Here is a 25,728-nt window from a genome sequence, read left to right on the forward strand (position 1 = left end):
GATGCTGAGCAGGAAGATCGCGGCCATCGCCGCAGCCGTGCTCACCGCGGGCGCCGCGGTGTTCGCGGTCGACGCCGCGGCAAGCCCGAACAGGGTTAGCGCGGTTACCTACACGTACGACTTCGACAACTCCAACGACATCGTGCAGCACGACGATGGCTACTCGTCGGGCTACTGGGTGGACAAGAACACGACCGTCGCGCGTAGCGGCACCCAGTCCGCGCGATTCCGGATCCGCTCGTTCAGCTCGGCGGGCAAGCCGTGGATCCAGTGGTACTACTTGAACCCGCAGCAGAGCGCCGCGCTGCCGGTCGAGATCAGCTTCTACGTGCGGTCCTCGGCGGGCGGGTCCGCGAACGCGTGGAACGCCGCGGCCTACGCCGCCACCGCCAACCCGCACAGCGACTCCGGTTCGCCGAGCGCGGGCTGGCAGTACCAGTCGATCACCCACACTGCCAACACATGGGCGAAGTACACCTTCACCACGACGGTGAACACGGTGTCGGCCAGCGAGCTCAACGTGGCCGTCGGCATCGGCGCGGCGTGGCCGTCCACCCGCACCTACTACATCGACGACGTGACCGTGAAGGTCGGCTGAGTCCACAACGGACCGGGGTGCGGCTCACCAAGAGTCGCACCCCGGTCCACTGTGGATCAGGCGAAGCCGCGGTCGACGAACGGGGTGTCGGCCACCGCCGCCGCGGCGCGGTGCAGCTCGACGTGGGTGTCGATCGCGTCGAAGGCGTCGTAGGCGTACAGGTCGGTCACGAACGCGTCGATCTTGTCCTGGGTGGTCGACGCCATCAGGAAGACGTGCGCGAGGTGGCGGATGCTGCCGTCGTCGCCGGGGTTCATCCGCATGCTCACCGTCGAGAGCGACCACTTGGCCACCAGCCGGGCGCTGGGGCGGCGGAACCGCACGGTGATCGCCAGCGGGGTGCGGTCGATGAACAGGGTGTCTTCGTTGAACTTCAGCTGCCGGTAGGCCTGCACCTTGTGCAGCTGCTCGACCAGGTAGGCGGCCATCCGCTGGGAGTGCACGGCGAGCGAGATCTGCTTGCCGTCGGGGTTGCTGGCGATGTGGTCCCACAACACGATCGGCGAGAACCCGTTGCGGGACCCGGCGAACGTGGTGTCCAACGAGCCGATGTAGTCGGGCTTGCTCGGCGGCTGCATCTGGTACTTGACCTTCGTCATGAAGATGCCGCACGGCCACGGCGCGCCCATCCACTTGTGCCCGCTGACCACGATCGAGGCCACCATGTCCAGCTCGACCGGGTCGGCGCCGGTGGGCGCGTACCGGGAGCGGATGCCGAAGTCGAACTCGGGCACGGCGACGTCGGGGGTGTAGCCGTACTTCGGGTCCTTCTCCGCCTTGGCCAGGAACGGCACGTAGCCCGCGCCGAGCGCGCCGTCGACGTGGATCCAGAAGCCGCGCCGGTGGTCGGTCTTGCGGCCTTGTCCGTAGTGGAGCTCGCGGTCGATCAGCTTGTGCTGGTGGAAAACCGGGAGCAGACGGTCGGCGACCTCGCGGACCGGGTCGTAGGCGCCCTTGAAGGTGCTGCCGAAGTTGAGGCTGATGATGATCGGGTGTCCCTTGCCCGCGAAGAAGTCGACGAGGGTGACGAGCTTGTCGACGTCTATCGAGCCGGGGCCGTAGGTGGAGTACTGCTCGTCGCGGTGGGTGGTGCCCGGTAGCGCAGAGGGCACCTCGTCAGGCCAGATCCCGTCGTTGATGGGGCACTGCTTCGGATAGAGCTTCCTGCCCAGCTCGCCGAAGGTCGGCAGGTTCAACACGCGCACGGATTTGTTGAACGAGTAGTGGGTGTCCTCGGAGTAGAAGACCACCGGCTGGTACGCGGTGTTGTCCGGGGTGGCGTCTTGCGGGTCGGCGTAGGTCAGCGAGGCGCTGTCGGACTCCTCTTCCCCGAGGAGCCGTCGACCGGAGAGGTAGTCGCGGGCGTTCCACAGCGCGTACATGTTGCCCTCGGTGGAGCCCATGCTGAGCCCGTAGCCCCAGCAGGACTCCCGGTCGGCGGGCACGTGGGGCTTACCGCGCCAGAGTTCGGCGAAGTAGTTGAGCACGGCCTGCTCGACGACCTTGGAGTTGACCTTGAGGCCGCCGTCCTGGAACGGGTCGCCGATGTTGTTGATGTGCGTGCGCAGGAACCGGCCCAGGTCCTCGGCGTACCCCGCCATGTTCGCGTTGACCTGGTAGCCGAGCAGGTGGTCGCGCTTGTACTCCAGGTGCGCGGCCAGCCGGTCCAGCGCGGCGGCCCGCTCGGCCGGGGTGAGCCCGGTGCGTTTGAGCTTGAGCTGCTCGGCGGTCGGCGGCGCGGGTGGGTACGGGTTCCAGATCTCCTGCTCCGGGACGGCGAGGTCCTCGGTGAACACGTCGCCGCGCAGCGTGGACGGGCGGCTGTCGACCTGCGTCATGTCGATCCCTTCGTCGCGTGGGCCCCACCCCCGGCTTACCCGAGCACCCGGCCGGGCTGAATCCCGCGCACCCGACACCACCCGCCCGGGGGCGGCGGCCACCCGGCCGGGGTTTACAGGCAACCCCGTGGTTGCCTAAGCTGGACATGCAGCCAAGTGGTTGCCTGTCCGAGGGGGTGGACGTGGCCGTGCGGGACCTCGACGACGTGTTCCGCGCGCTGGCCGACCCGCACCGCCGCGCGCTGCTGGACCGGCTCAACGAGCACGACGGGTTGAGCCTGCGCGAGCTGTGCGCGGGGGTGGCGATGAGCAGGCAGGCGGTGAGCAAGCACCTGGCCGCGCTGGAGGCGGCCAATCTGGTCACCACTGTGTGGCGGGGCAGGGAGAAGCTGCACCACCTCAACGCCGAGCCGGTCAACGCGATCGCCGACCGCTGGATCCGAAGGTACGACCGGGGGCGCGTGCGCGCGCTCGCCGACCTGAAACGAGCACTGGAGCACCCCGTGAGCCTGGAAGACCCCGTGAGCACTGCCGAGCCGACCGCGGAAGGCCCCACCGAGTTCGTCTACACCACCTACATCGACACGACCCCGGAGAAGCTCTGGCAGGCGCTGACCGAGCCCGCGTTCACCAGCCGGTACTGGGGCGTGGAGCTGACCTCCGAGTGGGTCGCGGGCGCGCCGATGAGCTGGCGGGAGAACGGCGTGACGATCACCGACCCGGAGCAGGTCGTGCTGGTCGCGGACCGGCCGACGCGGCTGTCCTACACCTGGCACACGCTCAGCGACGAGTGGCGCGACTCGCACGGGTTCGACCCGGCGGAGATCGCGGTGCTCGCCGCGCAGCGCCGGTCCAAGGTGACCTTCGACATCGAGGCACTGGAGGGAAGGGTGCGGCTGACGGTGACCCACGACGGGTTCGAGCCCGGCAGTGAACTGGTGGCCGGAGTGAGCCACGGGTGGCCGGAGATCCTGTCCAGCCTCAAGACCCTGTTGGAGACGGGGGAGCCGTTGCCGCCCATCAAGAGGTAGCCTGCGCACCCGTCCCGCACCCGAGGTACTCCACGTTCGCCCACTCAGGGGTGGTGAAGTAACCGAGTGCGCGATGGGAACCACCGCAAGGTGTGAGCCAGGTAACCCGAACCGGTCGGTAACCGGATCTGCGGCCAAGTTCACCCGATTCAGCGACTCAAGCGCATCCGTTGCGCACTTTTCATACTCAGCGTGTAGTTACCCCCGTTTCCGGCCGCCAGGACGGCGGTGAGCGGGGACGCGGCGACGCTCAGTGCCACAGAGCGTCCGAGTTGGACCGTCCACATCACCCGGTCGGGCCAGGCTCCGTCGTCACCCGGAGCAAACTCGTACGTATCAACGCATAAGGAATGCCCCACGGTCCGCGATGGACTGTGTGGTGCACCCGAGCGAGATCCGCGTCCCCGCCCAGCCGGCACCACCCATGCCGGACCGAGAAAGGGTTTGCCATGACTGCTCAGACGAGCCGCACGCCGAGGGCGGTGCGCAGGCGCTCGCGCGACCGCAGGACAGCCCTGATCGTGATCCTGGGTGGCCTCATCGGCACCGCGCTGCTGGCGCTGTCGCTGACCGGCACGCTGTCGGCGTTCACCGCCGCCATCACCAACACCACCGACACCGTGTCCACCGGTTCGCTGATCATGCAGGAGACCGACGGCTCGAACACCTGCACCAGCAACAGCTCGTCGACCAACTCGGCGAACTGCGCCACGATCAACAAGTACACCGGCAACACGCTGCTGCCCGGCGGCTCGGCGACCAAGACCGTCACCCTGTCCAACCAGGGCAGCATCACCCCCGCGACCTTCACCCTGACCCCGGGCACCTGCAGCCAGTCCGGCTCGGTCAGCGGCATCACGCCTGCGTCGGACTTCTGCGCCCAGGTGACGCTGAAGATCTACACCGCGGCCACGGCGACCGGTCCGACCATCTACAACGGACTCCTGTCCGCGTTCACCACCCCGCTGTCGCTGACCGCGTTGGCCCCGGCGGGCTCCCAGCCGTACACCTTTGTGGTGAGCCTGCCCTCCGGTCTGGGCAACAGCTACATGGGCCTGACCGCGTCCCAGGCACTGACCTGGACGTTCAGCTCCTGATCCGATGAGCATCGACCCGGCTGCCGGGCAGCGTGGTGGAAAGCACCGCGCTGCCCGGCAGCCGGGCGCCCGGGTCCGGTTGCTGGCGGCCACGGCGCTGGTGCTGCTGGGCATCGCGCTCGCGGTCGGCTGGTGGGTGACCGGCGGCCGCTGGCTCTCGGTCGACACCCCGTCGATGGGCGAGGCCGCCCCGGTCGGCACGCTGGTGCTCACCAGGCCGGTCGAGCTGGGCGAGGTGCGCGTCGGCGACATCATCTCGTTCCAACCGCCCGAGGGCGGCCCGATCCACACCCACCGGGTGTCCAGGGTCGAGGGCGGCGCGGTGTTCACCAAGGGCGACATCAACGGCGCGGAGGACCCGTGGCCGGTGGCGGGCGACAAGCTGGTCGGCAAGGTCGTCGCGCGCTGGTGGGGAATGGCGTGGGTGGTGCGGTCGCTGCCGATCGTGGTCCCCGGTGTCGCGCTGGTGTGGTTGCTGACGACCTGGGCCGCCCCGCGCTGGCGCACCGCGGCGCGGCTGGTCGGCGTCCCGCTGGTGCTGTGCGCGGCGATCCTGGTGCTGCGGCCGCTGGTCAACGCCAGCCTGCTGATGACCCTCGGCGAGGAGGGCACGACCACGGCGACCGTGGTGGGCACCGGGGTGCTGCCGGTGCGCGTGGCCGACCCGGACGGGGTGTCGGCCGACCTGCGCGCGGGTCAGGTCGCCGAGCTGGTCAGCCACGCGGCGGACGCGACGGGCGAGGTGCCGCTCTCGATCGACGCGCACATGTCGTGGCTGTGGTGGACAGTGTGTCTGGGGCTGTGCTGCGTCCCCTTGGGAGCCTCGCTGGCGCTGGGGAGGAGGGTGGCGACATGACCAAGCGGCGGCTGGCCGCGCTCGTCGGTGTGCTGGTGCTGGTCACCTGGCTCGGCACGAGCTCGACCGTCAGCGCCTTCCTCGCGCGCGTGGTCAACACCACCAACCGGATCAAGTCCGCCGTCCTGGACTGCACCCAGGTCCCCCTCGCCGACGGCGCGACCCGCCACTACCCCCTCAACGAGGGCGCAGGCGGCGTCATCGCCTACGACGCCTCCCCCACCGGCGCCGACGGCACTTACCAAGGCGGCCGCAACTCCAACGCCGCCGTGCCGTACCCCTGCGTGCGCCCCCAGGACTGGTACGCGCGCTTGGACGAAACACACTGGGTCTCGACGCCGGGCACGATCGCGATCGCGCCGGGGTCCAGCACCAGCCAGGAAGCCTGGTTCCGCACGGTGAACAGCCAAGGTGTCATCAACGGCTTCGGCAGCACGCAGACGGGCGCGTCGACGAACAAGACGAATCTGCTGATCATCACGTCGCTGGGGCGGGTGGCGTTCCTGGTGAAGGGGGCGTCGAACTACGAGATCGCTACGTCTTATGCGTTGAATGACGGGGCTTGGCATCACGTGGTGGGGGTGCATGATGCAGCTTCGGGGATCATTCTGTATGTGGACGGGGTGCAGCGGGCGTCGGTCAACGGGCATCCGTCGGCGTTGACTGCTTATTTTCGGATCGGGTACGAGAATACTAATGGGTTTACGAATGGGTTTGGGAGCGATCAGGCGGCGGCGCATTTTTGGGACTACATGGCGTTTGTGTCGTTCTATCCGTTTGCGTTGACGGCTACGCAGGTTACGCAGCATTTTAATGCGGGGAACTGAGGCTGCCTGCGGTGTGGGTGGCTGCTGAGTGGTTCGCGGTGTGGTGTGGTCGGGTGGATGGGCGCGCCGGGTGGTGAGCGTGGGGCGGGCGCTGGGTGGCCAGTGTGGGCGGGCTGGGTGCGGTCGGGTGGCGAGTGTGGGGCGGGTGCTGGGTGCGCCGATCCAGTGGGTCGATTGGTTGTCCACAACGGGTTCGCTTGTCCACAGGGCCTTGCGTGCTACTCCCGTTCTGTCGGCGCCTCTCGGTAGGCTGCATATCGGGGGCTCTTGTGGCAGATGATCTTGTGGGGCGGCTGGGTTGTCCACAACGGCTTTGGCTGTCCACAGGGCCTTGCTTGGTGCTCCCGGGTTGTCGGTGCTGCGCGGTAGGCTGTGTATTTGGGGGCTTTCGATCAGGTTGATCTTGGCGCATGCCCGGGCTGGGGATGCGGGGCAAGAAATTCGGGGCCTCCGCCTTCGGCTCCGGTGGACGGCCTCGTCGCCTGGCGGCGACCTCGGCGCCCGATCCGCGACAATGCGGAAAGCTCGATGGGGCGAACTTGTTTTGCGCGGGGCCCCTACAGAACCCGTGCTGGGCTCAAAAGCTGGGGGCCAAAGGGACGGCCCAGCAGCCGCCAACGAGGCTACGGGTCCTGTCCCCCCACGCAAAACAAGTCCGCCCCATCGAGCCGGCTTGGCACCAGCGAGTCCGACTGTCCAGGTGCTGGGTAGGTGGGCTGGGGCGGACCTGACGGGGCGCAGGCTGGCACCGCAAGGTCCGGGTGTCCGGTGGTCGGCCAGGTGGGTTGGGGCGGACCTGACGGCAGCCGGGTTGGCACCGGCGACTCCGAGGAGCGCGGGGCTGAGCAGGCGGGCCGGGGGCAGACCTGACGGGGGGCGAGTTGGCACCGCAGGGTCCGAGTGACCACGGGCTGAGCAGGTGGGCGGAGACGGACCTGACGGGGGGCAGGCTGGCACCGGAACTTCTGAGTGTTCAGGCGCTGGGTTAGTGGGTTGGGGCGGACCTGCCCGGGGAGCGAGTTGGCACCGACGGGCCTGAGGGTCCACGGGTTGAGTAGGTGGGTTGGGGCGGACCTGACGGAAGCTGGGCTGGCACCGACGGGCCCGAGAGTCCAGGGCTGAGTGGGTGGACCGGGGACGGCACACCTGGCGGGGGGCTGGGTTGGCACCAGCGAGTCCGAGTGTCCGGGGCTGGGTGGGTGGGCTAGGGCAGGACCTGACGAGGGCTGAATTGACAGGGGCGACTCGGGTGAGCTGGGGCGGCACCAGCAGTTCCGAGTGTCCAGGGGTTGGCGCTGTGGGTTGGGGCAGATCTGACGGGTGATGGGCAGGCGCCAGGGACTTCTGAGGTGCGCGGGGGTTCGGAGAGCTCAGTGGTGGCATTGTGCGGAGTAGAGAGTGCCGCTACTCCCGGGCGGGATTGCAGCTGGGGCAACGGCGCGAGGAGAGAGTGGTGTCGGGGCAGCGGTGCGAAGGGGAGGCAACCGCTGCCCCGGGTGAACAAGAAGGTCAGTGGCGCTAGGCGATGGGGGCTACTTCTCGGGTTCGGCGGTGGCGTTATTCGATGGGGTCGGGGATGGGGATGGCTGCCACCAGGCGGCGGGTGTAGGGGGCGGTTGGGGTTCTGAGGACCTCGTGGTGCGGGCCCTCCTCGACCACGCGACCCTGGTGGAGGACTGTTACCCGGTGGGCCAGGTTGTCGACCACCGCCAGGTCGTGGCTGATGAAGAGGCAGGCGAAACCGAGGGTCTGTTGCAGGTCGGTCACCAGCTCCAGCACCGCTGCCTGGACGGAGACGTCGAGGGCGCTGGTGGGTTCGTCGGCTATGAGGAGGGCCGGGTTCAGGGCCAGGGCGCGGGCGATGCCGACGCGTTGGCGTTGGCCGCCGGAGAGTTCTTTGGGGCGGCGGTGGGTGTAGGAGGTGGGGAGGCGGACGGAGTCGAGGAGGTCGGCTATGCGGTCTCGGTATTGCTTGCCTCGAGCTGCCTTGTGGACGCGGAGGGGTTCACCGATGCAGTCCGCTATGGACATTCGGGGGTTGAGGGAGCCGCCGGGGTCTTGGAAGATGAAGCCGATGCGGGGGCGGGCGCTGATCGGGTCGGTGCCGAGGACGGTCACCGAGCCAGACGAGGTGCGGAGCAGGCCCGCGGCGACTTTGCCGATGGTGGACTTGCCCGACCCCGACTCGCCCACCAGGCCGACGACCTCGCCTTGGCCGATGCGAAGATCGACCTTGTCGACCGCGACGAAGTCCTTGTAGTGCACCACGACCTGGTCCAGGTGCAGTGCGAGGTCGGCCACCGGCACGGCCGACGGGGCGCGGTGGCCCAGGCGGGGGACGGCGGCGAGGAGTTCCTGGGTGTAGGCGCGGGCGGGGCGGGCGAACAGGTCCTCCACGGGGGCCTGTTCGACCAGTTCCCCTTGGCGCATAACGGCTACGCGGTCGGCCAGGTCCGCCACCACGCCCATGTTGTGGGTGATCAGCAGGATGGCGGTGCCCAGGCGGTCGCGCAGGTCGCGGAGCAGGGACAGGATCTCGGCTTGGACCGTCACGTCGAGGGCCGTGGTCGGTTCGTCGGCGATGATCAGGCGGGGGTTGTTGGCCAGGGCGATGGCGATGACCACGCGCTGCTTCTGGCCGCCGGAGAGCTGGTGCGGGTAGTGGCGCACCCGGGTCGCGGGCTCGGGGATGCCGACCAGCTCCAGCAGGCGGACGGCCTCCCGGGAGGCGTCCGCTTTGGACAGTTGCTGGTGGGCGCGCAGCACCGCGGCGATCTGCCAGCCGATGGTGTGGACCGGGTTCAGCGCGGTCGCGGGCTCCTGGAAGACCATCGCGACCTGCTGACCCCGGACCTGCCGCAGGGTCTCCTCCTCGGCGCCGACCAGCTCCTGCTCGCCCAGCCGCGCACTACCGCGCACCGAGGCCCCCGCGGGCAGGAGGCCGAGCACGGCGCGGGCGGTCACCGACTTGCCCGAGCCGGACTCCCCCACCAGCGCCAGGATCTCGCCCTCGGCCACGGTGAAGTCGATGCCGCGCACCGCTTCCACCTGGCCGAAGGCGACCCGCAGTCCCGTCACGGACAGGACATCAGTCGTAGACACGTTCGGCCTCCGCCCAGAGTCGTGCGATGAGCTTGGGGTCGTAGTCGGCCTGGGCGCCCGGTTCGTAGCGGACGTGGCGCAGGGTGCCGGTGTAGGGGAAGGTGGCCTCGCGGGTGTGCAGGTCCCAGTCGACGGGACCGCCGCGGTCGGAGCCGATGCTGATGCCGGTGAACGGGGCCAGGCCGATCAGCTGGGCGACCGGGCCCAGCTTGGCCGTGCCCGCGCCGGTGTCCAGCACGAAGGACCACTGGAAGTCCGGCAACGCGGTGGCGGACAGGCGAACCGGTGCCGAGCCGAGCGGAACCGGGCCGGAGCGGTGCACGACGCCGTACGCGTTGTAGGTCAGGTGGGCGGCGTCGTCCTCGATGTAGACGACGTAGCCGCCGCCTTGGTCGCCGTGGGAGAAGAGCACGCCGCGGTCGCCGGGGGTGAAGTCCACAGTGGCCTCGACGACGAAGTCGCGGAACTGCACCAGTTGCGCCGAGCGGTACCGCTCCAGCAGCGGGATCCCCGGGTACAGCGTCACTGGCCGCTCGAGGCGCTGGTCGCCGGGGCGGCGCAGGTGGTTGGCCGGGCTGTGGTCGTTGAGCGGGAACACCGTGTTGTGCCAGGCCGTGTGCTCCCAGGCCGCGGCCAGCTCGGCCAGCTTCTCCGGGTGCTTGGCGGCCACGTTCGTCGTCTCGGTCGGGTCCGACTCGACGTGGTAGAGCTCCCACTCGCTGTCGTCGAACGGTTTGCCCGGGATGTGCCGGGTGACGATCTTCCACCCGTCGGCGTAGTAGCCCCGGTTGCCGCCGGTCTCGGTGTACTGCGTCGTGTGCCCGGACTCGGCGTCCGCGTCGCGCAGCACCGGCACCGCGCTGACGCCGTCCTCCTCGGCCGCGGCGACCCCTTGGCGGGCGTCCAGGCGCGGCACGCCCGCGAGTTCCAGCAACGTCGGCGTCACGTCGGTCACGTAGACGTACTGGTGACGCAGCCCGGCCTCGAGCCCGGCGGGCCAGTGCACGATGAACGGGGTGCGCACGCCGCCCGCGTAGGTGTCGAACTTGTAGAGCCGGAACGGGGTGTTCGACGCCTGCGCCCACCCGCGCGGGTAGTGGATCGTGGTCTGCGGCCCGCCGAGCAGGTCCACCTCGCGCTCGACGTCGCGGTCCCAAGTGGACGGCACGCCGGGTACGTGCACGAACTGGCTGAAGTAGCTGCGGGTGCCCTCGGCCCCGCCCTCGGCCGTCGCGCCGTTGTCGGAGGTGAAGACGATGATCGTGTCGTCGAGTTCGCCGTGCTTGCGCAGGGTCTCCACGATCCGGCCGATACTCTGGTCCACGTTGTCCAGTGACGCCGCGTAAACCTCCATGTACCGAGCGAACAGTTCCTGCTGCCGCGGCGAGAGCTCCGACCACGGCAGCACGTCGCGGCCGGGTTCGCTGTTGCGCGGCGCCAGCGCCGTACCCTCGGGGAACAGGCCCTCGGCGAGCTGCTTGGCGAACCGGGTCTCCCGGATGGCGTCCCAGCCCTCGGCGTAGCGGCCGCGGTAGCGCTGCAGGTCGGAGTCCTTGGCGCCCAACGGGCCGTGCATGGCGTGGTGGGCGAAGTAGAGGAAGAACGGCTTGTCCGGGTCGCTCGCCCGCAGGGTGTCGATCATGCGGACCGCGCGGTCGGTGAGGTCGTCGGTGAGGTAGTAGCCCTCGGGGAAGTCGCCGTCGTAGGGGCTGTTGTCCCAGAGCAGGCGGTGCGGGTGGTGCAGGTTGGTCAGGCCCTCGAGGCTGCCGAAGTACCGGTCGAACCCGCGCTGCAGCGGCCACGACGACCGGTCGGCCGCGTCGTGGCCCGCCGCGTCGCGGGTGAGGTGCCACTTGCCGACGGCGAAGGTGGCGTACCCGGCCGCGCGCAGCGACTCGGGCAGCGAGGGGGCGTTGTCGGGCAGTTGGAACGAGTACGCCGGGAAGCCGGGGTCGGAGTTGGCGGGGAACGCGAAGCCCGCGCGGTGCGGGTTGAGCCCGGTCAGCAGCGCCGCGCGCGAGGGCGAGCACAGCGGCGTGGTGTGGTAGTTCGTCAGCCGTAGACCGCCCGCGGCCAACGCGTCCAGGGTCGGGGTGGCGATCTCGCCGCCGAACGGGCCGATGTCGGCGTAGCCCAGGTCGTCCACGAGGATGACGACGATGTTGGGGCCCTTCGCGCGCCGCTCGACCGGCCACCCGGGCCGCGACTCGGCGAAGACCCGGCCGATGGAACCGGTGAAGCCGTCGTACCCGCGAGCGTGGTCCGGGATGTTCTTAGGGGAGCTCATGTCTTGCCCTTCCTGGTCATGCGCCGCGCGCGGCGTTCGTGGCCTGGGCGATCAACTGAAAGCCCAACACGAGCACCGCTGTCACCACCAGTGGTCCGATTGCGAAAAGTGGGTTGAGATCGAGGTAGCGCAAGGAGGTGGTGAGCACCGCGCCGATGGAGGGGTGCGGTGGGCTCACTCCAATGCCGAGCACGCTCATGGCACCTTCGATGAACACCGCTACCGACAGCGACAGCGCCAGCTGCACAAGCGCCGGTTCGAGCGAGTTGGGCAGCACGTGGTGGCGCAGGACGTGGGCCTTGCCCGCGCCGATGACCTCCGACGCGGTGACGAACTGCGACTCGCGGACCCGCAGCACCGCGGTCCGCAGCAGCCTGCCGAAGATCGGGACCTCCACGCAGACGATCACGATGACCACCGAGGTGGTGCCGGGCCCGATCACCGCGGCCAGGCCGATCGCGAGGATGAGCTGCGGGAAGGCGAGCAGCACGTCGAACAGCCGCTGCACGGCGACGTCCAGCACGTTGTTGACCGTGGCCAGGGCGCCGATCGCGCAGCCGAGCAGCGCGCCGAAGGGCACGGCGGTGAAGCCGATCAGCAGGTCGACGCGGATGCCCGCGAGGAGGCGGGCGAGGATGTCGCGGTTGAGGTCGTCGGTGCCGAGCAGGTGCGTGCCGGACGGGCCAAGCAGGTTGGCACCGGGGATCTGCTCGTAAGGGTCCCAGGAGACCAGCAGCGGACCGATCAGCCCCGCTGCGATCACCAACCCGACTAAGACCAAGCCGACGAGTCCCTTACCGCGTAAGAACGTCTTAGGCCGAACGGGAACGGCGACTTCAACAGGCTCGGGCGTCTCAAGGGTCGCGGTCATGTCTGGGCTCCCAACCGGATCCTCGGGTCCAAGGCGGCGTGCACGATGTCGGTGACCAGTTGGACCAACACGAACACCGCGACCGACAGCATCAACAGCACCTGCACGACCGGGTAGTCCCGCCGGGTGATGCCTTGCTCGACCAGCAACCCGAGCCCTGGCCACGAAAAGATCGACTCGACCAGGACAGCGCCACCGAGCAGTGCACCGGTCTGCAGGCCTAGCGTCGTGATGGCAACCGGAAGCGCGCCGCGCATGGCGTGCCGCACGACGATCTCGCGCCTCTTAACGCCTGCAGCCTGGACGGTGGTCACGTAGTCCTGTCGCAGTTCTCCGCGCAGCGTCTCGGCGAGGAAGCCGGTAAGCACACCGGCCACCGGTAGCGCTAAGCACACCGCGGGGAGAGCCAGGTACTGCACGGTGATGTCCAGCCGGTCGAACATGCCCTTGGGCGGGACGCCACCGGTGGGCAGCAACCGGAAGATCACCCCGAAGACGATGATGAGTACAACGCCCGTCACAAACGGCGGTAGGGCTACCGCGGCGGTGTGGAAGCCGGTGAGTACCCGGTCCACCCAGCGGTTGCTGGTCGCCGCCCACAGCGGTCCCAGCAGCAGCGCCACCAGGACCGCGATGAGCAGTGCCGAGAGGGTCAGGGTCAGCGTGTTCGCGAACCCCTCTCCCACCAGATCGGCGATGTCGCCGCCGATCAGGTACGACCTGCCGAGGTCACCGCTGAACAGGCCACCCAGCCAGTCCAGGTACTGGGTCACCACCGGCAGGTCGAGCCCGAGGTCGTGCCGGATGGCCGCGATGGCCTCCGGTGAGGCGTCCGGACCTGCCATCGCCGCGGCCGCGTCGCCCGGGATCGCCCGGATGACCAGGAAGATCAGCACGGAGGCGAGCCAGAGCACGATGAGCGCCGACGGCGCGCGGCGCAGCAGGTACCGGGTCATGCCACGAACGCCTTGCTGAAGTCCGGCTCCCGCCTGCGCGACCACTCGAAGCCCTGCAGCGCGTCGCGGGTGACGGCCTGCTCGAACACGACGCCGATCTCGGCGAGGAACGCGCCGTCGAGCAGCTGGGTGGACAGCTCCTTGTAGGCGGCGGTCGCCTCGGGGCCGGTGACCGACTGCAGCTTCCAGGCGTTGTCGGCGGCCGTGGTGTAGGCCGGGGAGCTGTACTTGGAGGCGTTGCGGCGGGCGTTGAACGGGTACGCGCTGACCGTCAGCGTCGCCGGGGAGAACTGCGCCCAGGAGTGGTTGGTGGTCCACAGCCCCGGGAACTGGGCCCCGATCAGCTGCTTGACGAAGCCGGTCGAGTCGACCGGGGTGAGGGCCACCTTGATGCCGACCTCGGCCAGGTTGTTCTGGATGATCTGCGCGATCGCGGTGAAGACCTGGTCGTTGCCGACGTAGGTGAGCGGGATCTCCGGCAGCTGCTTGCCCGACTCGGCCAGCAGCGCCTTGGCCTTGGTGACGTCGTGCTTGTAGCGGCTGTCGAGCTCCTGGTCGTACGCCGGGCTGGTGCGCGGCCACGGCAGCGACACCGGGTAGCCCTTGTCCCGGAAGACCTCCTTGATGATCCGCTCCTTGTCCAGCGCGTAGGCGATGGCCTGGCGGACCTTGGGGTCCTCGAGCCCGGGGGCGGTGACGTTGAGGCCGACGTAGGCCTGCAGCTCGGCGCCCTCCAGGGAGGTGACCTTCAGGCCGGGGGTGCTCGCGAGGGCCTCGGCGTCGCGGTAGCCGACGCCGCGGGCGAGGTGCACCTGGCCGGACTTCACGGCCGCGGCCAGCGACTGGGCGTCCGGGATCACCCGCACGTGCACACCGTCGAGGTAGGGCGCGCCGCCCCAGTAGGCCGGGTTCTTGCTGAAGGTCAGGTCGGTGTTGGGGCGCCACGAGTCGAACTTGAACGCGCCGGTGCCGATGAGCTTCTTGCCGGTGGCGATGTCGGCGGCGGTCTCGGAGTCGACCAGCGGCACGGTGTCGAGCAGGTCGAACAGGTTGCTGACCGGGTGCTCCAGGTGCAGCACGACCTGGTCGGGGGCCGGGGTGTCGATGGCGGTGATGGTCTTGGCGGTGCTGATCAGCTGGCCGTTCCACTTGGGGTCGGCGTAGTTGCCCAGCGCGAACTTGACGTCGGCGGAGGTGAGCGTGCGGCCGGAGTGGTACTTGACGTCGGTGCGCAGCTTGAGCGTGACCGTCTTGCCGCCGTCGCTCTGCTTCCACTCGGTGGCGACCCGGGGCTTGGGCTCGAGGGTCTTGTTGTCGTAGCGCACCAGGGTGTCGTAGACGAGGCCGACGACGGTGGTGATGGAGACGTTGCTGTTGGTGAACAGGTTGGCGGGGACCAGGTCGAGGTTGACGCCGATCTCGGCGACGCCACCCTGCTTGGGCGCGGCGGCGGGGCCCGCCGGGCTGGTCTGCGCGTCCACTGCCGACTGGCAGGCGGTCGCGGCGAGCAGCAGAACGGCGGCGGCAGCGGCCTTGAGCGCCTGGCGTCTGGACGGTGGGTTCATCGGGGGTGTTCTCCTGTGGTGGTTCACCGGCTGGTGCGGTTCAGGGGGCGAGCTGGATCACGGGGCGTGGTCCACGGGGCGTGGTTCAGGGGGCGCCGACCGGGTCGGCGGTGCGCGGGGCGGGTGGGGCGCCGGTGACCTGGTCGGGTCGGGGCGCCTGGTCGAGCAGGTCGAGCGGGTGGTCGAACAGGCGGTTGAGCAGGCCGGTGCACGCGGCGGTGGCCTGCAGCGTCGGGCCGAACCTGGTCACCGAGACGATGTCGGTGCCGGGCAGGGTCGTGGTGGTGGCGAAGGCGTGCAGCAGGTCGGGCAGCCGCTCCGCCGGGTCGGTGATCGCCTGCCCGCCGAGCACGACCCGGTCCGGGTTGAGCGCGTCGCGCAGCAGGCCGACGGCCCGGCCGAGCGCGGCGGCGCGTTCGGCGAGCAGGGCGGTGGCGGTGGGGTCACCGGCGGTGGCGGCGGCGCGGACCAGGCGGATGTCCGGTTCGTCGACGACGCCCGCGGCGAAGGCCTTGTCGGCGACCGTGCGGTCGGCGACGGTGGCCTCCAGGCAGCCGGTGGCCCCGCACGGACATCGGACCTCGCCGCCGATGGGCAGGTGGGCGATGCTGCCGCCGCCACCGGGGCCGCGGTGCAGCACGCCGTCGACCGACAGCGCGATGCCGACGACCTCGCGGGCGTAGAAGTACAGCAGGCTCGACACGCGCGGGCCCCAGCCGAAGAGCAGTTCGGCGTTGGCCATGGCGGCGACGTGGCCGTCGAGGTGCACGGGGTAGCCGGTGGCGCGGCGCAGCAGGTCGGCGGCGGGGACCCGGTGCCAGCCGAGCCGGTCGTGGTCGAGCAGGCCGCGCTCGGCGTCGACGAGACCACCGCTGGCCAGGCCGATGCCGACCACGCGGCGCCGGGGCCAGCGGCGCAGGAAGGCGCGGACCTTGCCCGCGATGTGGGCGAAGACGTCCTCGGGGCCGCCCGGCGGGGTGGGGATCTCCTCGGAGTCGAGCAGGGTGCCGCGCAGGTCCGCGAGGCCGTAGGTGATGGTGCTCACCCCGATGTGCACACCGCAGGCGGCGTAGGTGGTGTCGTCGAGGTGGATGGGCACCCGGGGGCGGCCGATCGCGCCGACCGGTACCAGTTCGGGGAACTCGCGCAGCAGACCGAGTTCGATGAGCACACCGACCTGCCTGCTGACCGTGGGCATGCTCAGCCCGGTGCGCTCGCCGATGGCCGCGCGCGAGAGCGGGCCGTCGCGGCGGATCACGGCGAGCACGGCGGCGGCGTTGGCGGCGCGCACGCTGGTTCGGCGCGGGGTGTCGGGCACGGTCGACCTTCCTCCGGGCAAGGGTTTTCCGCTTTTGTTCGAGCGGGTAAAGAACTCACGTGGAGACGAACCCGCGCTGCGGCGGGCGGGCGATGGCGATCAACGACAACGGCGCACAAGGGGAAGAATCCGATTGTCCACAGGGGATGTCAACGGCGTCCGGGATATGGAACCGGTGGTGCCCACTTAATTTCAGTGCTTTGCGGAAGCTTGTTGGCCGCGCCGTGGCGTTCGTAGGTTCAGGCCATCCCACCTCTGGAGAAAGGACCCCCACCGTGAGCCAGTCCCTGGAGACCGAGGTGTCGGTCGTCAAGCTGGGTTCGAACATCGGCGCGCGCATCGATGGCGTCCGCCTCGGCGGCGACCTGTCCGCCGAGACCGTGGCCGCGATCCGCGCCGCGCTGCTGGCGAACAAGGTCATCTTCTTCCGCGGCCAAGAACACCTCGACGACGCCGGGCAGTTGGCCTTCGGGTCGCTGCTGGGCGAGGTGACCCTGGCGCACCCGACCGTGCGCGGGGTGGTCAACCCCCAGGTCCTGCCGATCGACTCGGAGTACGGCAAGGCCAACAGCTGGCACACCGATGTGACCTTTGTGGACCGAGTGCCCTCGGTGAGCATCCTGCGCGCGATCACCCTGCCGCCGTACGGCGGGAACACGGTGTGGGCCAACACCGTCGCCGCGTACGAGTCGCTTCCCTTGTCGTTGAAGGCTTTGGTCGACGGGCTGTGGGCGGTGCACACCAACGCCTACGACTACGCGGCCAACATCGACGAGCTGCGCATCGGCGGCGTGGACGTGAAGACCGAGCAGTACCGCGCCGAGTTCCAGTCCGACCTCTACGAGACCGAGCACCCGGTCGTGCGCGTGCACCCGGAGACGGGCGAGCGGTCACTGCTGCTCGGCCACTTCGTGAAGCGGCTGATCGGGGTGAGCTCGGTGGAGTCGCAGATCCTGTTCCAGCTCCTGCAGAACCGGGTCACCCGCCTGGAGAACACCGTCCGCTGGCACTGGCAGGACGGCGACGTCGCGATCTGGGACAACCGCGCCACCCAGCACTACGCCATCGCCGACTACGACGACCAGGCCCGGCGCCTGCACCGGATCACCCTGGCCGGTGACGTGCCGGTGAGCATCGACGGGACGCACAGCGTGGTGCGGACGGGGGATGCGTCGCACTTCTCGAACATCTAGGTCCTTTGTGGATTTGAGCGAGGTGGTCCGGTCTCGATGGGCACGCTGGAACGGGTTCAGCGTGCCCGGGGACGGCCTCATCCCCCGAGGATCGCGGCCCCGTCAACGAACTCCCGGACAGCACCGGTGGACTGGTACGGCCGCAACCTGACCTCGAGATCCCGTACCGCCGCCACAGAACGCTTCGACTGGACCTTCACCGCCAACCGCAACGCCGCACCGGCCGCGCCGGCCGCCGCCTCCACATCCCCAGCCGTGATCTCCGCCCGCGCCAAGGCCGCGGCCGCCAATGCTCCTCGCCTTGCCCGACCCTGGAGCTCCGCTGCGGCGGCGGACTCCCGCGCAAAGGCTTTCGCCTCCGGCAGGCCCAGGTCCCGGAACACGTGCGCGTACTCGCCAGCGAGGTAGGCGGTGTCAATGAACCGCGCCCACTCCGGCTCATCCCCCTTGTTCGCGAACTCTTGTTGCGACAACTCGACGCTCCGCCTGGCTTCCCGCTCATCCCCCACCGCAGCGGCGGCCCGCGCTTCCAGTGCCCGCAGTCGAGCCACACACGCGGAGGACCGCGTCTGACCCGCGAGGCCGGTGCGCGCCAGTCTCAAACCGTGCTGGGGGTGTCCGCTGGTGGTCGCCTGATCGGAGAGGCCCGCCAGCACGTGAGCACCCAAGTCCACATCGCCCGCTGCTTGCGCCAACCGCAACGCCCGCAGCAAGTGCGCTTGAGTGAACCCGTTGTCCCCGTCGTCGAAGGCCATCCAGCCGAGCAGGTAGTGCTGCTCACTGACCGCTGAGTACAACTCCTTGCCCACAGGCGTGTGCGGCGCGGTGGCCTCCACCAAGGGCGCGACGACCTGCTCCAGGTACCGGCCCAGGTGCGCCCGCGCACACCCACCACCCCGCATGACGTCGAGCTCCTGGAACACCGAGAACGCCTGCCGCAACGCCGCCACATCGGCCGAACCCACCTTGGCGGGCGGCCCCGCGAACTCCTCCAGACTGGCGACCAGCCACTCCCGGCTGGGCCCCAACGAGGCCGCGGCGCTGAACACGGCACCGGCCAGGAATCCCCTGCGCTCCACCGCACCCTCCTGGATCATCGCGTCCAACTCGGTCAGGGACACCCCGATGAGCCGCGCCAGCCGCGGCCGCACGTGCGGCAGCGGCTCCCGGGTCCGCGACTCCCACCGCTGCACCGTCGTCCGGTCGACCCCGAGGGCCGCGGCCAAGGTCTCCTGCGTGAACCCCGCGGCCCGCCTGGCCCCGGCCAACCTCGCACGTCGCGCCACCACGGGGGCAGCATGGCACAGCGGTCACCTTGAGCGCACGCACCATCACCACTGGTCATACCCGGCCTGGCCGCATCCCGGCCGCGCGGGGGCCGGGAAACGGCGGCATCACGGCGCTGTCGCCGGGGCGGCTCGCCGTGCAGGGTTGGCACTCTTGGAGAGGAGTTGCGATGACCACCGCACTTGACATGGCTGATGGCACTTTGCCCGACGTGGTGGCCGCCGTGCGGCGACACTGGATCGGGAGCGGGAAACCTTCGGTGGGGCGGCTGTCGGTGGCCGTCACCGGTCGTGGGCCCGCGCAGGTGGAGGTTGACGTGGAGCCGGGGGAACAAGCCCTGGTTTGCGCGCGGCTGTTGTTCTGGCACCACACCTTGGCGGAGGCGTGGGTGTACGTGGAGCCCGCGACCTCCTCGACCGGGCCGTCGGTGCGGATGTCGGGGATGCTGGTCGACGGGACGCGAGCCGTGGTCGTGGGGCACTTCGACATCGGCGCCGTCGAGGGGCCGCTGGTGGGGTCCGGCGCGGTGGAGTGGTTGCGGGGTCAGGTGTCCGGGATCGGTCCACAGTGGCCACTGGAGCTCGGCGGCGCCCTTCCCGGTTGAGCGATCGGTCCCGCTGCCCGGCTCCACCAACCTCGATCGCGCTGCTTCGAGCGCGGTGCGGTGGAGCCGGGGACGGGTCACTCGCCGAAGACCGGCAGTTCCCAGCGCTCGCCCGGGACCGACCCGGCGCACGGCTGCAGCCCGACGTACTCCCCGCCGTCGGCGTGCCACAGGCACCAGCTCACCCCGGCGTCGTCCTTGGCGGCCTGGACCCAGTACCCGCTTTCCTGTTCCACCAGCCGCCAGGCCTGGGGCGCCTCCAACTCATCGCACGGTTGGGTGACGACGTCGTCGAGGTCGGTGTAGGAGAGGCAGAGGTCGGTCCCGGCGGCGGTGATGGCCACCCGGAGGTCGTCGGTGGCGGTCAACTGCCACGCTTGGCGGTCCAGCGGGCTGCACGCCTGCCCGGAAACCACCCCCGGCTCCACCGGCCGGGTGAGGCACTGCCCGGTCGACACCGACCGCACGTGCACCTCCCCCTCCGCCACCCCGGCCGAGGCGACCGCGGGGGTCAGCAGCAGAAGCCCGGCAGACAGCAGCAACACACGCATGGTCTTCCTCCTGATGGCTCGACACAGGTCCACTCAGGACATTGCCGCCCACCAGCCCCCACGACCCGCCCCGACCGCACTTCCCACCCGATCGGGTGCGCGTCAGCGGTACAGGGCCCAGTGCTTGGTCAGCCACTCCCGCTGCCGGGCGGTGGGCGCCACGTGCAGCTCGCTGCCGTGCAGCGGCGCGTACACGCTGTACTTGTGCAGGCCGCCGACCACGTCAATAGTCATCGCCGCCGGGTCCACGGCGATGTGGCCGAGGTCGAACAGGCGGTGGATGTCGCGGCGCATCAGCAGGCCGCCGTCCTCGCGGTGCTTGCCGTCGGCGGCGTAGCTGTAGAGGTGGGCCGCCTCCAGCGCCTCGCGGGGCATCGGACCGGTGAAGGCGCACAGGTCGCCGTACCGGTCGAGCAGGTCGGCCCGGAACTGGCCCTGCCCCTTGCGGACGCGCACGACCGCCTTGCGGTGACCGCCTGCGATCCGCGCCCGCACCGGGGTCAACCGGGAGATGCCCGGCTGCTCCTTGAGCGCGGCGACGAAGTCGTCGAAGCGGAAGGCGCGGATGCTGAGCTGGGACTTCGGGCTGACGCACAGGTCGCGGAGTTGCTGTGTGGACAGCTCACCGCGCAGGTCGACCCACGAGGCGGCGTGGTCGGTCCGGTAGGTGGTGACGACCTCGGACCGGGCGACGGGCTCGTCGAACTCGTTGCCGCACTTGCAGATGAACTTGGGCGTCTTGGTCGAGCGCGGCTTGAAGTCCGCGAGCGCGCACCGGGGGCACTTGTAGCGCTGCTTCTCGGCCGTGTCGACGACGACCTTGTCGATCACCGACACGCCCAGCAGGGTCTTGTCGTCGCGCAGCACGATGATGTGCCCGGGCTGCGGACCGTCGCGGTTGGCGACGGTGCTGTCCCAGCTGTAGTGCTCCGAGGGCGCGTCGTCGTAGCCGTCGTTGCCGCCGTGCTCGCGCTTGTCGCCCGCCGCGAGCATCAGCCACGCGACGGGGTCACCAATTTCTGCCACGGTCAGGTCATCGTTGCCGACCCCGACCGTGTAACGCCGTTACTGAGAGTGTCGGTCACCGCTGAGGAGGGCGGACCAGGCGGTGATGGTGGGGGTTTCGGCGAGGTCGGCGAAGGCGATGCCGGGGGTGCGCCAGGATTCGACCAGGGTCATCACGCGGATGGAGTCGAGGCCGTGGTCCAGGAGGTTGTCGTCGAAGGCGATGGTGCGGGCGGGGACTTCGAGGAGGGCGGCGACCTGGGCGCGCAGTTCTTCGGGGGTCATCGGGTGCCTCGGGTGAGTAGGTCGATGACCCGGGTGGTCATCATGGTGGTGGCGCAGCGGGTGGCGGCGTAGCGCAGGGCCATGTCGTGGTCTTCCGGGGAGAAGTCGGCGACGGCGTCGGCTACCAGGAAGGCTTGGATGTCGCGCATGAACGCGTCGGTCGCGGTCATCAGGCAGCCGATGTGGGCGTACACGCCGGTGACGATGAGCTGGTCGCGGCCGTCCATCAGCGATTCGAGCTCGGTGCGGTGGAAGGCGTTGTAGCGCCACTTGGTCATCAGCCGGTCGCTGCCGCCCGGGCGCAGGTCGGCGGTGATCTCGGCGTCGGCCGGGTCGGGGCCGATGCCGCGGCCCCACATGTCCAGCTGCAGGCCGCGCTGGTCGGGGCTCTGGCCGCCGGGCTGGGCGGAGAACACGACCGGGACGCCCAGGCGCCTGCAGGTGTCGCGCAGGGTGCCGATGTTGGCGATCAGGTCGACCAGCGGCTGAGCCCCGGCGGCGAACGCGCGCAGGAAGTGGTTCTGCATGTCGTGCACCAGCAGAACCGCGCGGTCAGGGTCTGGGGTCCACTCGACCCGGTTGCGCGGCACCGACGTGGGCATCGGGTACGGCGCGATGGTGGGCAGCCCCATCACCGGCCTCCCAACGCGCGGCGCAGGTCGCGGCGGCTGGTCTTGCCGACGCCGGTGTGCGGGAACTCGGCGACGAACTCGACCCGGTCGGGGATCTTGTAGGCGGCCAACCCGCGTTCGCGCAGGAACGCGCGCAGCTGCGGTCCGGTCACCTCACCGGAGGCGACCACGAACGCGCAGGTCCGCTCCCCCAGGAACGGGTCGGGCACGGCCACCACGGCCGCGTCGTGCACAGCGGGGTGCGCGATCAAGTGGTTCTCGACTTCCTCCGCGGCGACCTTCTCCCCGCCCCGGTTGATCTGGTCCTTGGCCCGCCCCTCGACGACCACGTGCCCGGACGGCAGGACCCGCACGAGGTCGCCGGTCCGGTAGTACCCGTCGGTGAAGGCCACTTCGTTGTGCTCGTCGGCCCGGTAGTAGCCGCGGATCGTGTACGGCCCGCGCGTGAGCAGGTGCCCGACCTCACCGGGGGCGACCGGGACGTCGTCGGAGTCCACCACCAGCAGTTCGTCGTCCGGCGAGATCGGCCGCCCCTGGGAGATGGCGACCAGGTCCTCGTCGTCGTCGAACCGGGTGTAGTTGACCAGTCCCTCGGCCATCCCGAACACCTGCTGCAACCCGCACCCCAGCTCCGGCCGCACCCGCCGGGCCGCCTCCTCGGCGAACTTCGCGCCGCCGACCTGCAGCACCCGCAGCGACGACAGGTCCTCCGAGCGGGTGGCGACCGCGTCGAGCCACACCAGCGCGATCGGCGGCACCACCCCGGTGATCGTCACCCGTTCCCGCTCGATCAACCCGAACGCCACGTCCGGGCTCGGCGCGGACGCCAAAACGATCCGCGCACCCGCGTGCAGCGCGCCCAGGATCCCCGGCGAGCTCATCGGGAAGTTGTGTGCGACCGGCAGCGCGACCAGGTACACCGACGAGGTGTCCAGGCCGCAGATGTCGGCGCTTTCCCGGACGCTGTAGAGGTAATCGTCGTGTGTGCGCGGGATCAGCTTCGGCACACCTGTACTGCCACCGGACAACTGGAGGAACGCCAGCCCTGATGGGTCCACAGTGGGCAGTTCGCCGGACGGGTCGACCGGGACGTCGTCCAACGCGGTGTGCCGCCCGGGATCCCCGAGCACGAACACCTCCCGCACACCGACCTGATCGGCCAACACCCGGTAGTCGAACCCGCCGAATTTGTCGGCGATCACGTACCCGACGGCGTCGGTGTGCGAGCAGAAGTACGAGATCTCGCTGGAACGGTGCGGCGGCAACGCGAACACCGGCACCGCGCCTGCGCGAAACAGTCCGAACACGACGGATAGGAACTCCGCCACGTTCGGCAGTTGCACCACGACCCGGTCACCCGGCTCGATGCCCCTGGCGACGAAACCGTGCGCCATGCGGGTCGCGCGCTCGTCGAGTTCCCGATAGGTCCACCGCTGCCGGTCGTCGACCACGGCGACCCGATCGGCGAACCGGGCGGCGCGGTCGGCCAGGAACTGCCCGAACGTCTCGCCCGTCCAGTACCCCAGTTCGCGGTACCGGGCGGCGACGTCGTCGGGGAACGGGACCCAGTCGGTCACGCCGATTCCTCCACGCCCAGCGCGCCGAGCAGGGTGCGCAGCTTCGCGCCCGTCTCGGCCAGCTCGGCCTCCGGGTCCGACCCCGGCACCAACCCGGCGCCCGCGAACAGGCGCAGCGTGGCACCGCGGACCTCGCCGCAGCGGATCGTGACGACCCACTCGCCGTCGCCGCGCGCGTCCGACCAGCCGACGACGCCGGTGTAGAAACCGCGGTCGAACGGCTCGAGCTCGCCGATCACCCGGCGCGCGGTCGCGGTCGGCGACCCGCAGACCGCGGGCGTCGGGTGCAGCGCGGTCGCCAGCTCCAGCACCGGGGTGTCCGGGTCGGCCAGCACCCCGGAGACCTGGGTGGACAGGTGCCACATGGCCCGCGTGGGCAGCAGTTCGGGCTCGGCGGGCACGCTGAGCTGCTTGCAGTACGGGGCGAGCCCGTCGGCGACGGCGGTCACCACCAGGGCGTGCTCGCGGCGGTCCTTGGCCGAGGCGAGCAGCTCGGTGGCGTTGCGGCCGTCGAGCACCGCGTCCTCGGAACGCGGGCGGGACCCGGCGAGCGGGTTGGACGAGACGATCCGCCCCTGCCTGCGCACCAGCAGCTCCGGGCTGGTGCCCAGCAGCGTGCGGTCGCCCAGGTCGGCGGCGAAGGTGTGCCCGCGCGGGTCGCGGGCGGCTAAAGCGCGCACCAGGTCGAGCACGTGGACCGGCTCGGCGGCGACCAGGTCGAGCCTGCGGGCCAGCACGACCTTGCTCAGCTCACCGGCCTCCATCAGTGCCAGCGCGCGGCGCACACCGGTGCGGTAGGCGTCGGCGTCGGTGTGCTGGGCCAGCCAGCGGGCGCCGACGCGGGGGGCCGGCCTGGCGATGGCGGGCAGCGGGCCGGAGCGGCGCACGTGCTCGGGCACCACGAGGCGGCTGGGCGCGGCGGGGTCGAACGGGAGGGCGCCGACGACGATCTCGCCGTCGGCCAGCGCGCCCGCGGCCTCGACCGGGGAACCGAGCACGGCGCGCTCGCCCTCGGCGAGCAGCACCCCGGTCGGGGAGGTGAACAGGAACGCGCCCGGCCGGTAGGCCGCGGTCAGCTCCTCTGGACGGGCCTCGACGGGAAGGGTTCCCAGGACAGGCACAGACTGCTCCGTTCTGATCGGGTGTCCACTCGTTCTGTGTCCATAGTGGAGGGTCAGCCGACCAGGGTCGCGCCGCCGTCGACGTAGAGGTTCTGCATGGTGATGTGCCGCGCCTGCTCCGAGGCCAGGAACAGCACCGCGTCGGCGATGTCGGCCGACTCGGCGATGCGCCCGAGCGGGATGCCCACCCGGTAGCTCTCCGGGGAGCCCTCGATGACCCGCCGCGCGCCGTCGCCGGTCCACAACGACCGCTGCATGGCGGTGTCGGTGGACCCGGGGGACACGACGTTGCACCGGATGCCGTGCTGGGCCAGTTCCAGGCCGAGGCAACGGGTGAACATGGTGGCGGCGGCCTTGGACGCGGCGTAGGCGGCCATGTCCATCCTCGGCACGCCGACCGCGTTGGAGCCGACGGTGACGATCACGCCCGCGGCGCGCGGGACCATCCGGCGGGCGACCGCGCGGGAGAAGAAGAAGACACCGTCGGAGTTGACCGCGAAGGTGCCCAGCCAGTCCTCGTCGGTGGACTTGAGGACCGGACCGGGGCGCAGCACACCGGCGACGTTGACGAGGATGTCGATCGGACCCAGGTCGTCCTCGACCCTGGTCACCACCCGGTCGACGGCGTCGGCGTGCGACACGTCGGCGGGGTAGGGGCGGACCGGGCGGCCGTGCGCCTGGTGCTCGGCGGCGACGGCGGCGACCCGGACCCGGTCGAGGTCGACCGCGGCGACGGCGGCGCCCTCGGCGGCCAGCGCGGCGACCACAGCGGCCCCGATGCCCTGGCCCGCGCCGGTGACCACGGCGACCCGGTCACCGAAGCGGGCTGGGTGACCGGACATCAGTGGGCTCCCGGGGATAACGGGACGGCGGCGGCTCGGTGTGCCATGGCTGACCCCTTGTGGCGGCGGGCGACGCCGGTGATCACCGGATCAGGTGATCACCGCGTCATTAGGTTAGCCTAACTTACCTTTTTCCGGCAGTGCCCGGTCAAGCCGGTGTGGCCATCGTCGCGATCGGGACAGTGCCGGACCCGCGGCGAAGCCCAGCGGGACAACGACGCCGGGCCGACAACGAAGCCGGGCCGGGAACGATGCCGAGCGGACGGTGCCAGGTCGGGGACGGTG

22 protein-coding genes are annotated in these 25,728 nt (G+C 70.2%); 7 read left to right on the forward strand and 15 right to left on the reverse strand.

What is annotated here, in order from left to right; genetic code table 11:
* Position 1 precedes the first annotated feature (1 nt).
* Complete coding sequence (locus LV75_RS30120; RefSeq protein ID WP_253890747.1) at positions 2-598, forward strand: hypothetical protein; 597 nt, start codon at positions 2-4, stop codon at positions 596-598.
* 56 nt (positions 599-654) lie between these two features.
* Here the strand turns inward: LV75_RS30120 and LV75_RS30125 are convergent, their stop codons facing one another.
* A complete protein-coding gene (locus LV75_RS30125; RefSeq protein WP_253890748.1) occupies positions 655-2,436 on the reverse strand; it encodes a PLP-dependent aminotransferase family protein in 1,782 nt (593 codons plus the stop codon).
* A 146-nt stretch (positions 2,437-2,582) separates the two neighbouring features.
* On the opposite strand from LV75_RS30125, the gene LV75_RS30130 reads away from it, so the two are divergent.
* The 4 genes from LV75_RS30130 (at position 2,583) to LV75_RS30145 (ending at position 6,247) form a co-directional block, all read left to right on the forward strand.
* Complete coding sequence (locus tag LV75_RS30130; protein WP_253890749.1) at positions 2,583-3,467, forward strand: ArsR/SmtB family transcription factor; 885 nt, start codon at positions 2,583-2,585, stop codon at positions 3,465-3,467.
* A 449-nt stretch (positions 3,468-3,916) separates the two neighbouring features.
* Positions 3,917-4,564, forward strand: a complete 648-nt coding sequence (locus tag LV75_RS30135; RefSeq protein ID WP_253890750.1) for a hypothetical protein — start codon at positions 3,917-3,919, stop codon at positions 4,562-4,564.
* Between the two features lie 4 nt (positions 4,565-4,568).
* Complete coding sequence (locus LV75_RS30140) at positions 4,569-5,420, forward strand: S24/S26 family peptidase (RefSeq protein ID WP_253890751.1); 852 nt, start codon at positions 4,569-4,571, stop codon at positions 5,418-5,420.
* Positions 5,417-6,247 carry a LamG-like jellyroll fold domain-containing protein gene (locus LV75_RS30145; protein WP_253890752.1) on the forward strand — a complete coding sequence of 277 codons (831 nt, stop codon included), beginning with the start codon at positions 5,417-5,419 and terminating at the stop codon, positions 6,245-6,247. The genes LV75_RS30140 and LV75_RS30145 overlap by 4 nt, the downstream gene beginning before the upstream one ends.
* Before the next feature lie 1,557 nt (positions 6,248-7,804).
* Here LV75_RS30145 and LV75_RS35215 read toward each other — a convergent pair.
* The 6 genes from LV75_RS35215 to LV75_RS30180 form a co-directional block, all read right to left on the reverse strand.
* Positions 7,805-9,349 carry a dipeptide ABC transporter ATP-binding protein gene (locus LV75_RS35215; protein WP_308211067.1) on the reverse strand — a complete coding sequence of 515 codons (1,545 nt, stop codon included), beginning with the start codon at positions 9,347-9,349 and terminating at the stop codon, positions 7,805-7,807.
* Complete coding sequence (locus LV75_RS30160; RefSeq protein WP_253890753.1) at positions 9,336-11,636, reverse strand: arylsulfatase; 2,301 nt, start codon at positions 11,634-11,636, stop codon at positions 9,336-9,338. The genes LV75_RS35215 and LV75_RS30160 overlap by 14 nt, the downstream gene beginning before the upstream one ends.
* A gap of 16 nt (positions 11,637-11,652) precedes the next feature.
* A complete protein-coding gene (locus LV75_RS30165; RefSeq protein WP_253890754.1) occupies positions 11,653-12,507 on the reverse strand; it encodes an ABC transporter permease in 855 nt (284 codons plus the stop codon).
* Complete coding sequence (locus LV75_RS30170) at positions 12,504-13,463, reverse strand: ABC transporter permease (protein WP_253890755.1); 960 nt, start codon at positions 13,461-13,463, stop codon at positions 12,504-12,506. The genes LV75_RS30165 and LV75_RS30170 overlap by 4 nt, the downstream gene beginning before the upstream one ends.
* Positions 13,460-15,028 carry an ABC transporter substrate-binding protein gene (locus LV75_RS30175; protein WP_253890756.1) on the reverse strand — a complete coding sequence of 523 codons (1,569 nt, stop codon included), beginning with the start codon at positions 15,026-15,028 and terminating at the stop codon, positions 13,460-13,462. The genes LV75_RS30170 and LV75_RS30175 overlap by 4 nt, the downstream gene beginning before the upstream one ends.
* An 85-nt stretch (positions 15,029-15,113) precedes the next feature.
* Entirely contained in the window at positions 15,114-16,346 is a 1,233-nt protein-coding gene (locus LV75_RS30180) for an ROK family transcriptional regulator (RefSeq protein WP_253890757.1), read from the reverse strand.
* Positions 16,347-16,621: 275 nt separating this feature from the next.
* Here LV75_RS30180 and LV75_RS30185 point away from each other — a divergent pair, with 275 nt between their 5' ends.
* Entirely contained in the window at positions 16,622-17,539 is a 918-nt protein-coding gene (locus LV75_RS30185; protein WP_308211068.1) for a TauD/TfdA dioxygenase family protein, read from the forward strand.
* A 77-nt stretch (positions 17,540-17,616) separates the two neighbouring features.
* On the opposite strand, the gene LV75_RS30190 is transcribed toward LV75_RS30185, so the two are convergent.
* Entirely contained in the window at positions 17,617-18,828 is a 1,212-nt protein-coding gene (locus tag LV75_RS30190) for a helix-turn-helix domain-containing protein (protein WP_253890758.1), read from the reverse strand.
* A gap of 167 nt (positions 18,829-18,995) precedes the next feature.
* Between LV75_RS30190 and LV75_RS30195 the strand changes: the two genes are divergently transcribed.
* A complete protein-coding gene (locus LV75_RS30195) occupies positions 18,996-19,430 on the forward strand; it encodes a hypothetical protein (protein ID WP_253890759.1) in 435 nt (144 codons plus the stop codon).
* Between the two features lie 77 nt (positions 19,431-19,507).
* Here LV75_RS30195 and LV75_RS30200 read toward each other — a convergent pair whose 3' ends face one another.
* From LV75_RS30200 to LV75_RS30230, 7 genes are all read right to left on the reverse strand, one after another.
* Positions 19,508-19,981, reverse strand: coding sequence for a ricin-type beta-trefoil lectin domain protein (locus LV75_RS30200; RefSeq protein WP_253890760.1), 474 nt, complete (start codon positions 19,979-19,981; stop codon positions 19,508-19,510).
* 102 nt (positions 19,982-20,083) lie between these two features.
* The gene (locus tag LV75_RS30205; protein WP_253890761.1) at positions 20,084-21,007 is read right to left on the reverse strand and encodes an HNH endonuclease signature motif containing protein; all 924 of its coding nucleotides are present in this window, start codon (positions 21,005-21,007) and stop codon (positions 20,084-20,086) included.
* Between the two features lie 39 nt (positions 21,008-21,046).
* Positions 21,047-21,271, reverse strand: a complete 225-nt coding sequence (locus LV75_RS30210) for a phosphopantetheine-binding protein (RefSeq protein ID WP_253890762.1) — start codon at positions 21,269-21,271, stop codon at positions 21,047-21,049.
* The gene (locus tag LV75_RS30215; protein ID WP_301320073.1) at positions 21,268-21,903 is read right to left on the reverse strand and encodes an isochorismatase family protein; all 636 of its coding nucleotides are present in this window, start codon (positions 21,901-21,903) and stop codon (positions 21,268-21,270) included. The genes LV75_RS30210 and LV75_RS30215 overlap by 4 nt, the downstream gene beginning before the upstream one ends.
* A complete protein-coding gene (locus LV75_RS30220) occupies positions 21,903-23,480 on the reverse strand; it encodes a (2,3-dihydroxybenzoyl)adenylate synthase (RefSeq protein ID WP_253890764.1) in 1,578 nt (525 codons plus the stop codon). The genes LV75_RS30215 and LV75_RS30220 overlap by 1 nt, the downstream gene beginning before the upstream one ends.
* Positions 23,477-24,601: an isochorismate synthase gene (locus LV75_RS30225; protein ID WP_253890765.1), complete on the reverse strand. Its 1,125-nt coding sequence runs from the start codon at positions 24,599-24,601 to the stop codon at positions 23,477-23,479. Before LV75_RS30225 ends, LV75_RS30220 begins: the two co-directional genes overlap by 4 nt.
* A gap of 53 nt (positions 24,602-24,654) precedes the next feature.
* The gene (locus LV75_RS30230; protein ID WP_253890766.1) at positions 24,655-25,443 is read right to left on the reverse strand and encodes a 2,3-dihydro-2,3-dihydroxybenzoate dehydrogenase; all 789 of its coding nucleotides are present in this window, start codon (positions 25,441-25,443) and stop codon (positions 24,655-24,657) included.
* Positions 25,444-25,728: the final 285 nt, after the last annotated feature.

This window comes from Actinokineospora diospyrosa (assembly GCF_024171925.1).
GTDB lineage: Bacteria > Actinomycetota > Actinomycetes > Mycobacteriales > Pseudonocardiaceae > Actinokineospora > Actinokineospora diospyrosa.

Excerpts from the sequence above, each read along its gene's own strand:
- LV75_RS30215 (WP_301320073.1), bottom strand. The coding sequence starts at position 21,903 with ATGGGGCTGCCCACCATCGCGCCGTACCCGATGCCCACGTCGGTGCCG.
- LV75_RS30210 (WP_253890762.1), bottom strand. The coding sequence starts at position 21,271 with ATGACCCCCGAAGAACTGCGCGCCCAGGTCGCCGCCCTCCTCGAAGTC.
- LV75_RS30175 (WP_253890756.1), bottom strand. The coding sequence starts at position 15,028 with ATGAACCCACCGTCCAGACGCCAGGCGCTCAAGGCCGCTGCCGCCGCC.
- LV75_RS30195 (WP_253890759.1), top strand. The coding sequence starts at position 18,996 with ATGACCACCGCACTTGACATGGCTGATGGCACTTTGCCCGACGTGGTG.
- LV75_RS30130 (WP_253890749.1), top strand. The coding sequence starts at position 2,583 with ATGCAGCCAAGTGGTTGCCTGTCCGAGGGGGTGGACGTGGCCGTGCGG.
- LV75_RS30160 (WP_253890753.1), bottom strand. The coding sequence starts at position 11,636 with ATGAGCTCCCCTAAGAACATCCCGGACCACGCTCGCGGGTACGACGGC.
- LV75_RS30230 (WP_253890766.1), bottom strand. The coding sequence starts at position 25,443 with ATGTCCGGTCACCCAGCCCGCTTCGGTGACCGGGTCGCCGTGGTCACC.
- LV75_RS30165 (WP_253890754.1), bottom strand. The coding sequence starts at position 12,507 with ATGACCGCGACCCTTGAGACGCCCGAGCCTGTTGAAGTCGCCGTTCCC.
- LV75_RS30140 (WP_253890751.1), top strand. The coding sequence starts at position 4,569 with ATGAGCATCGACCCGGCTGCCGGGCAGCGTGGTGGAAAGCACCGCGCT.
- LV75_RS30120 (WP_253890747.1), top strand. The coding sequence starts at position 2 with ATGCTGAGCAGGAAGATCGCGGCCATCGCCGCAGCCGTGCTCACCGCG.
- LV75_RS30145 (WP_253890752.1), top strand. The coding sequence starts at position 5,417 with ATGACCAAGCGGCGGCTGGCCGCGCTCGTCGGTGTGCTGGTGCTGGTC.
- LV75_RS30170 (WP_253890755.1), bottom strand. The coding sequence starts at position 13,463 with ATGACCCGGTACCTGCTGCGCCGCGCGCCGTCGGCGCTCATCGTGCTC.
- LV75_RS30135 (WP_253890750.1), top strand. The coding sequence starts at position 3,917 with ATGACTGCTCAGACGAGCCGCACGCCGAGGGCGGTGCGCAGGCGCTCG.
- LV75_RS30125 (WP_253890748.1), bottom strand. The coding sequence starts at position 2,436 with ATGACGCAGGTCGACAGCCGCCCGTCCACGCTGCGCGGCGACGTGTTC.
- LV75_RS30200 (WP_253890760.1), bottom strand. The coding sequence starts at position 19,981 with ATGCGTGTGTTGCTGCTGTCTGCCGGGCTTCTGCTGCTGACCCCCGCG.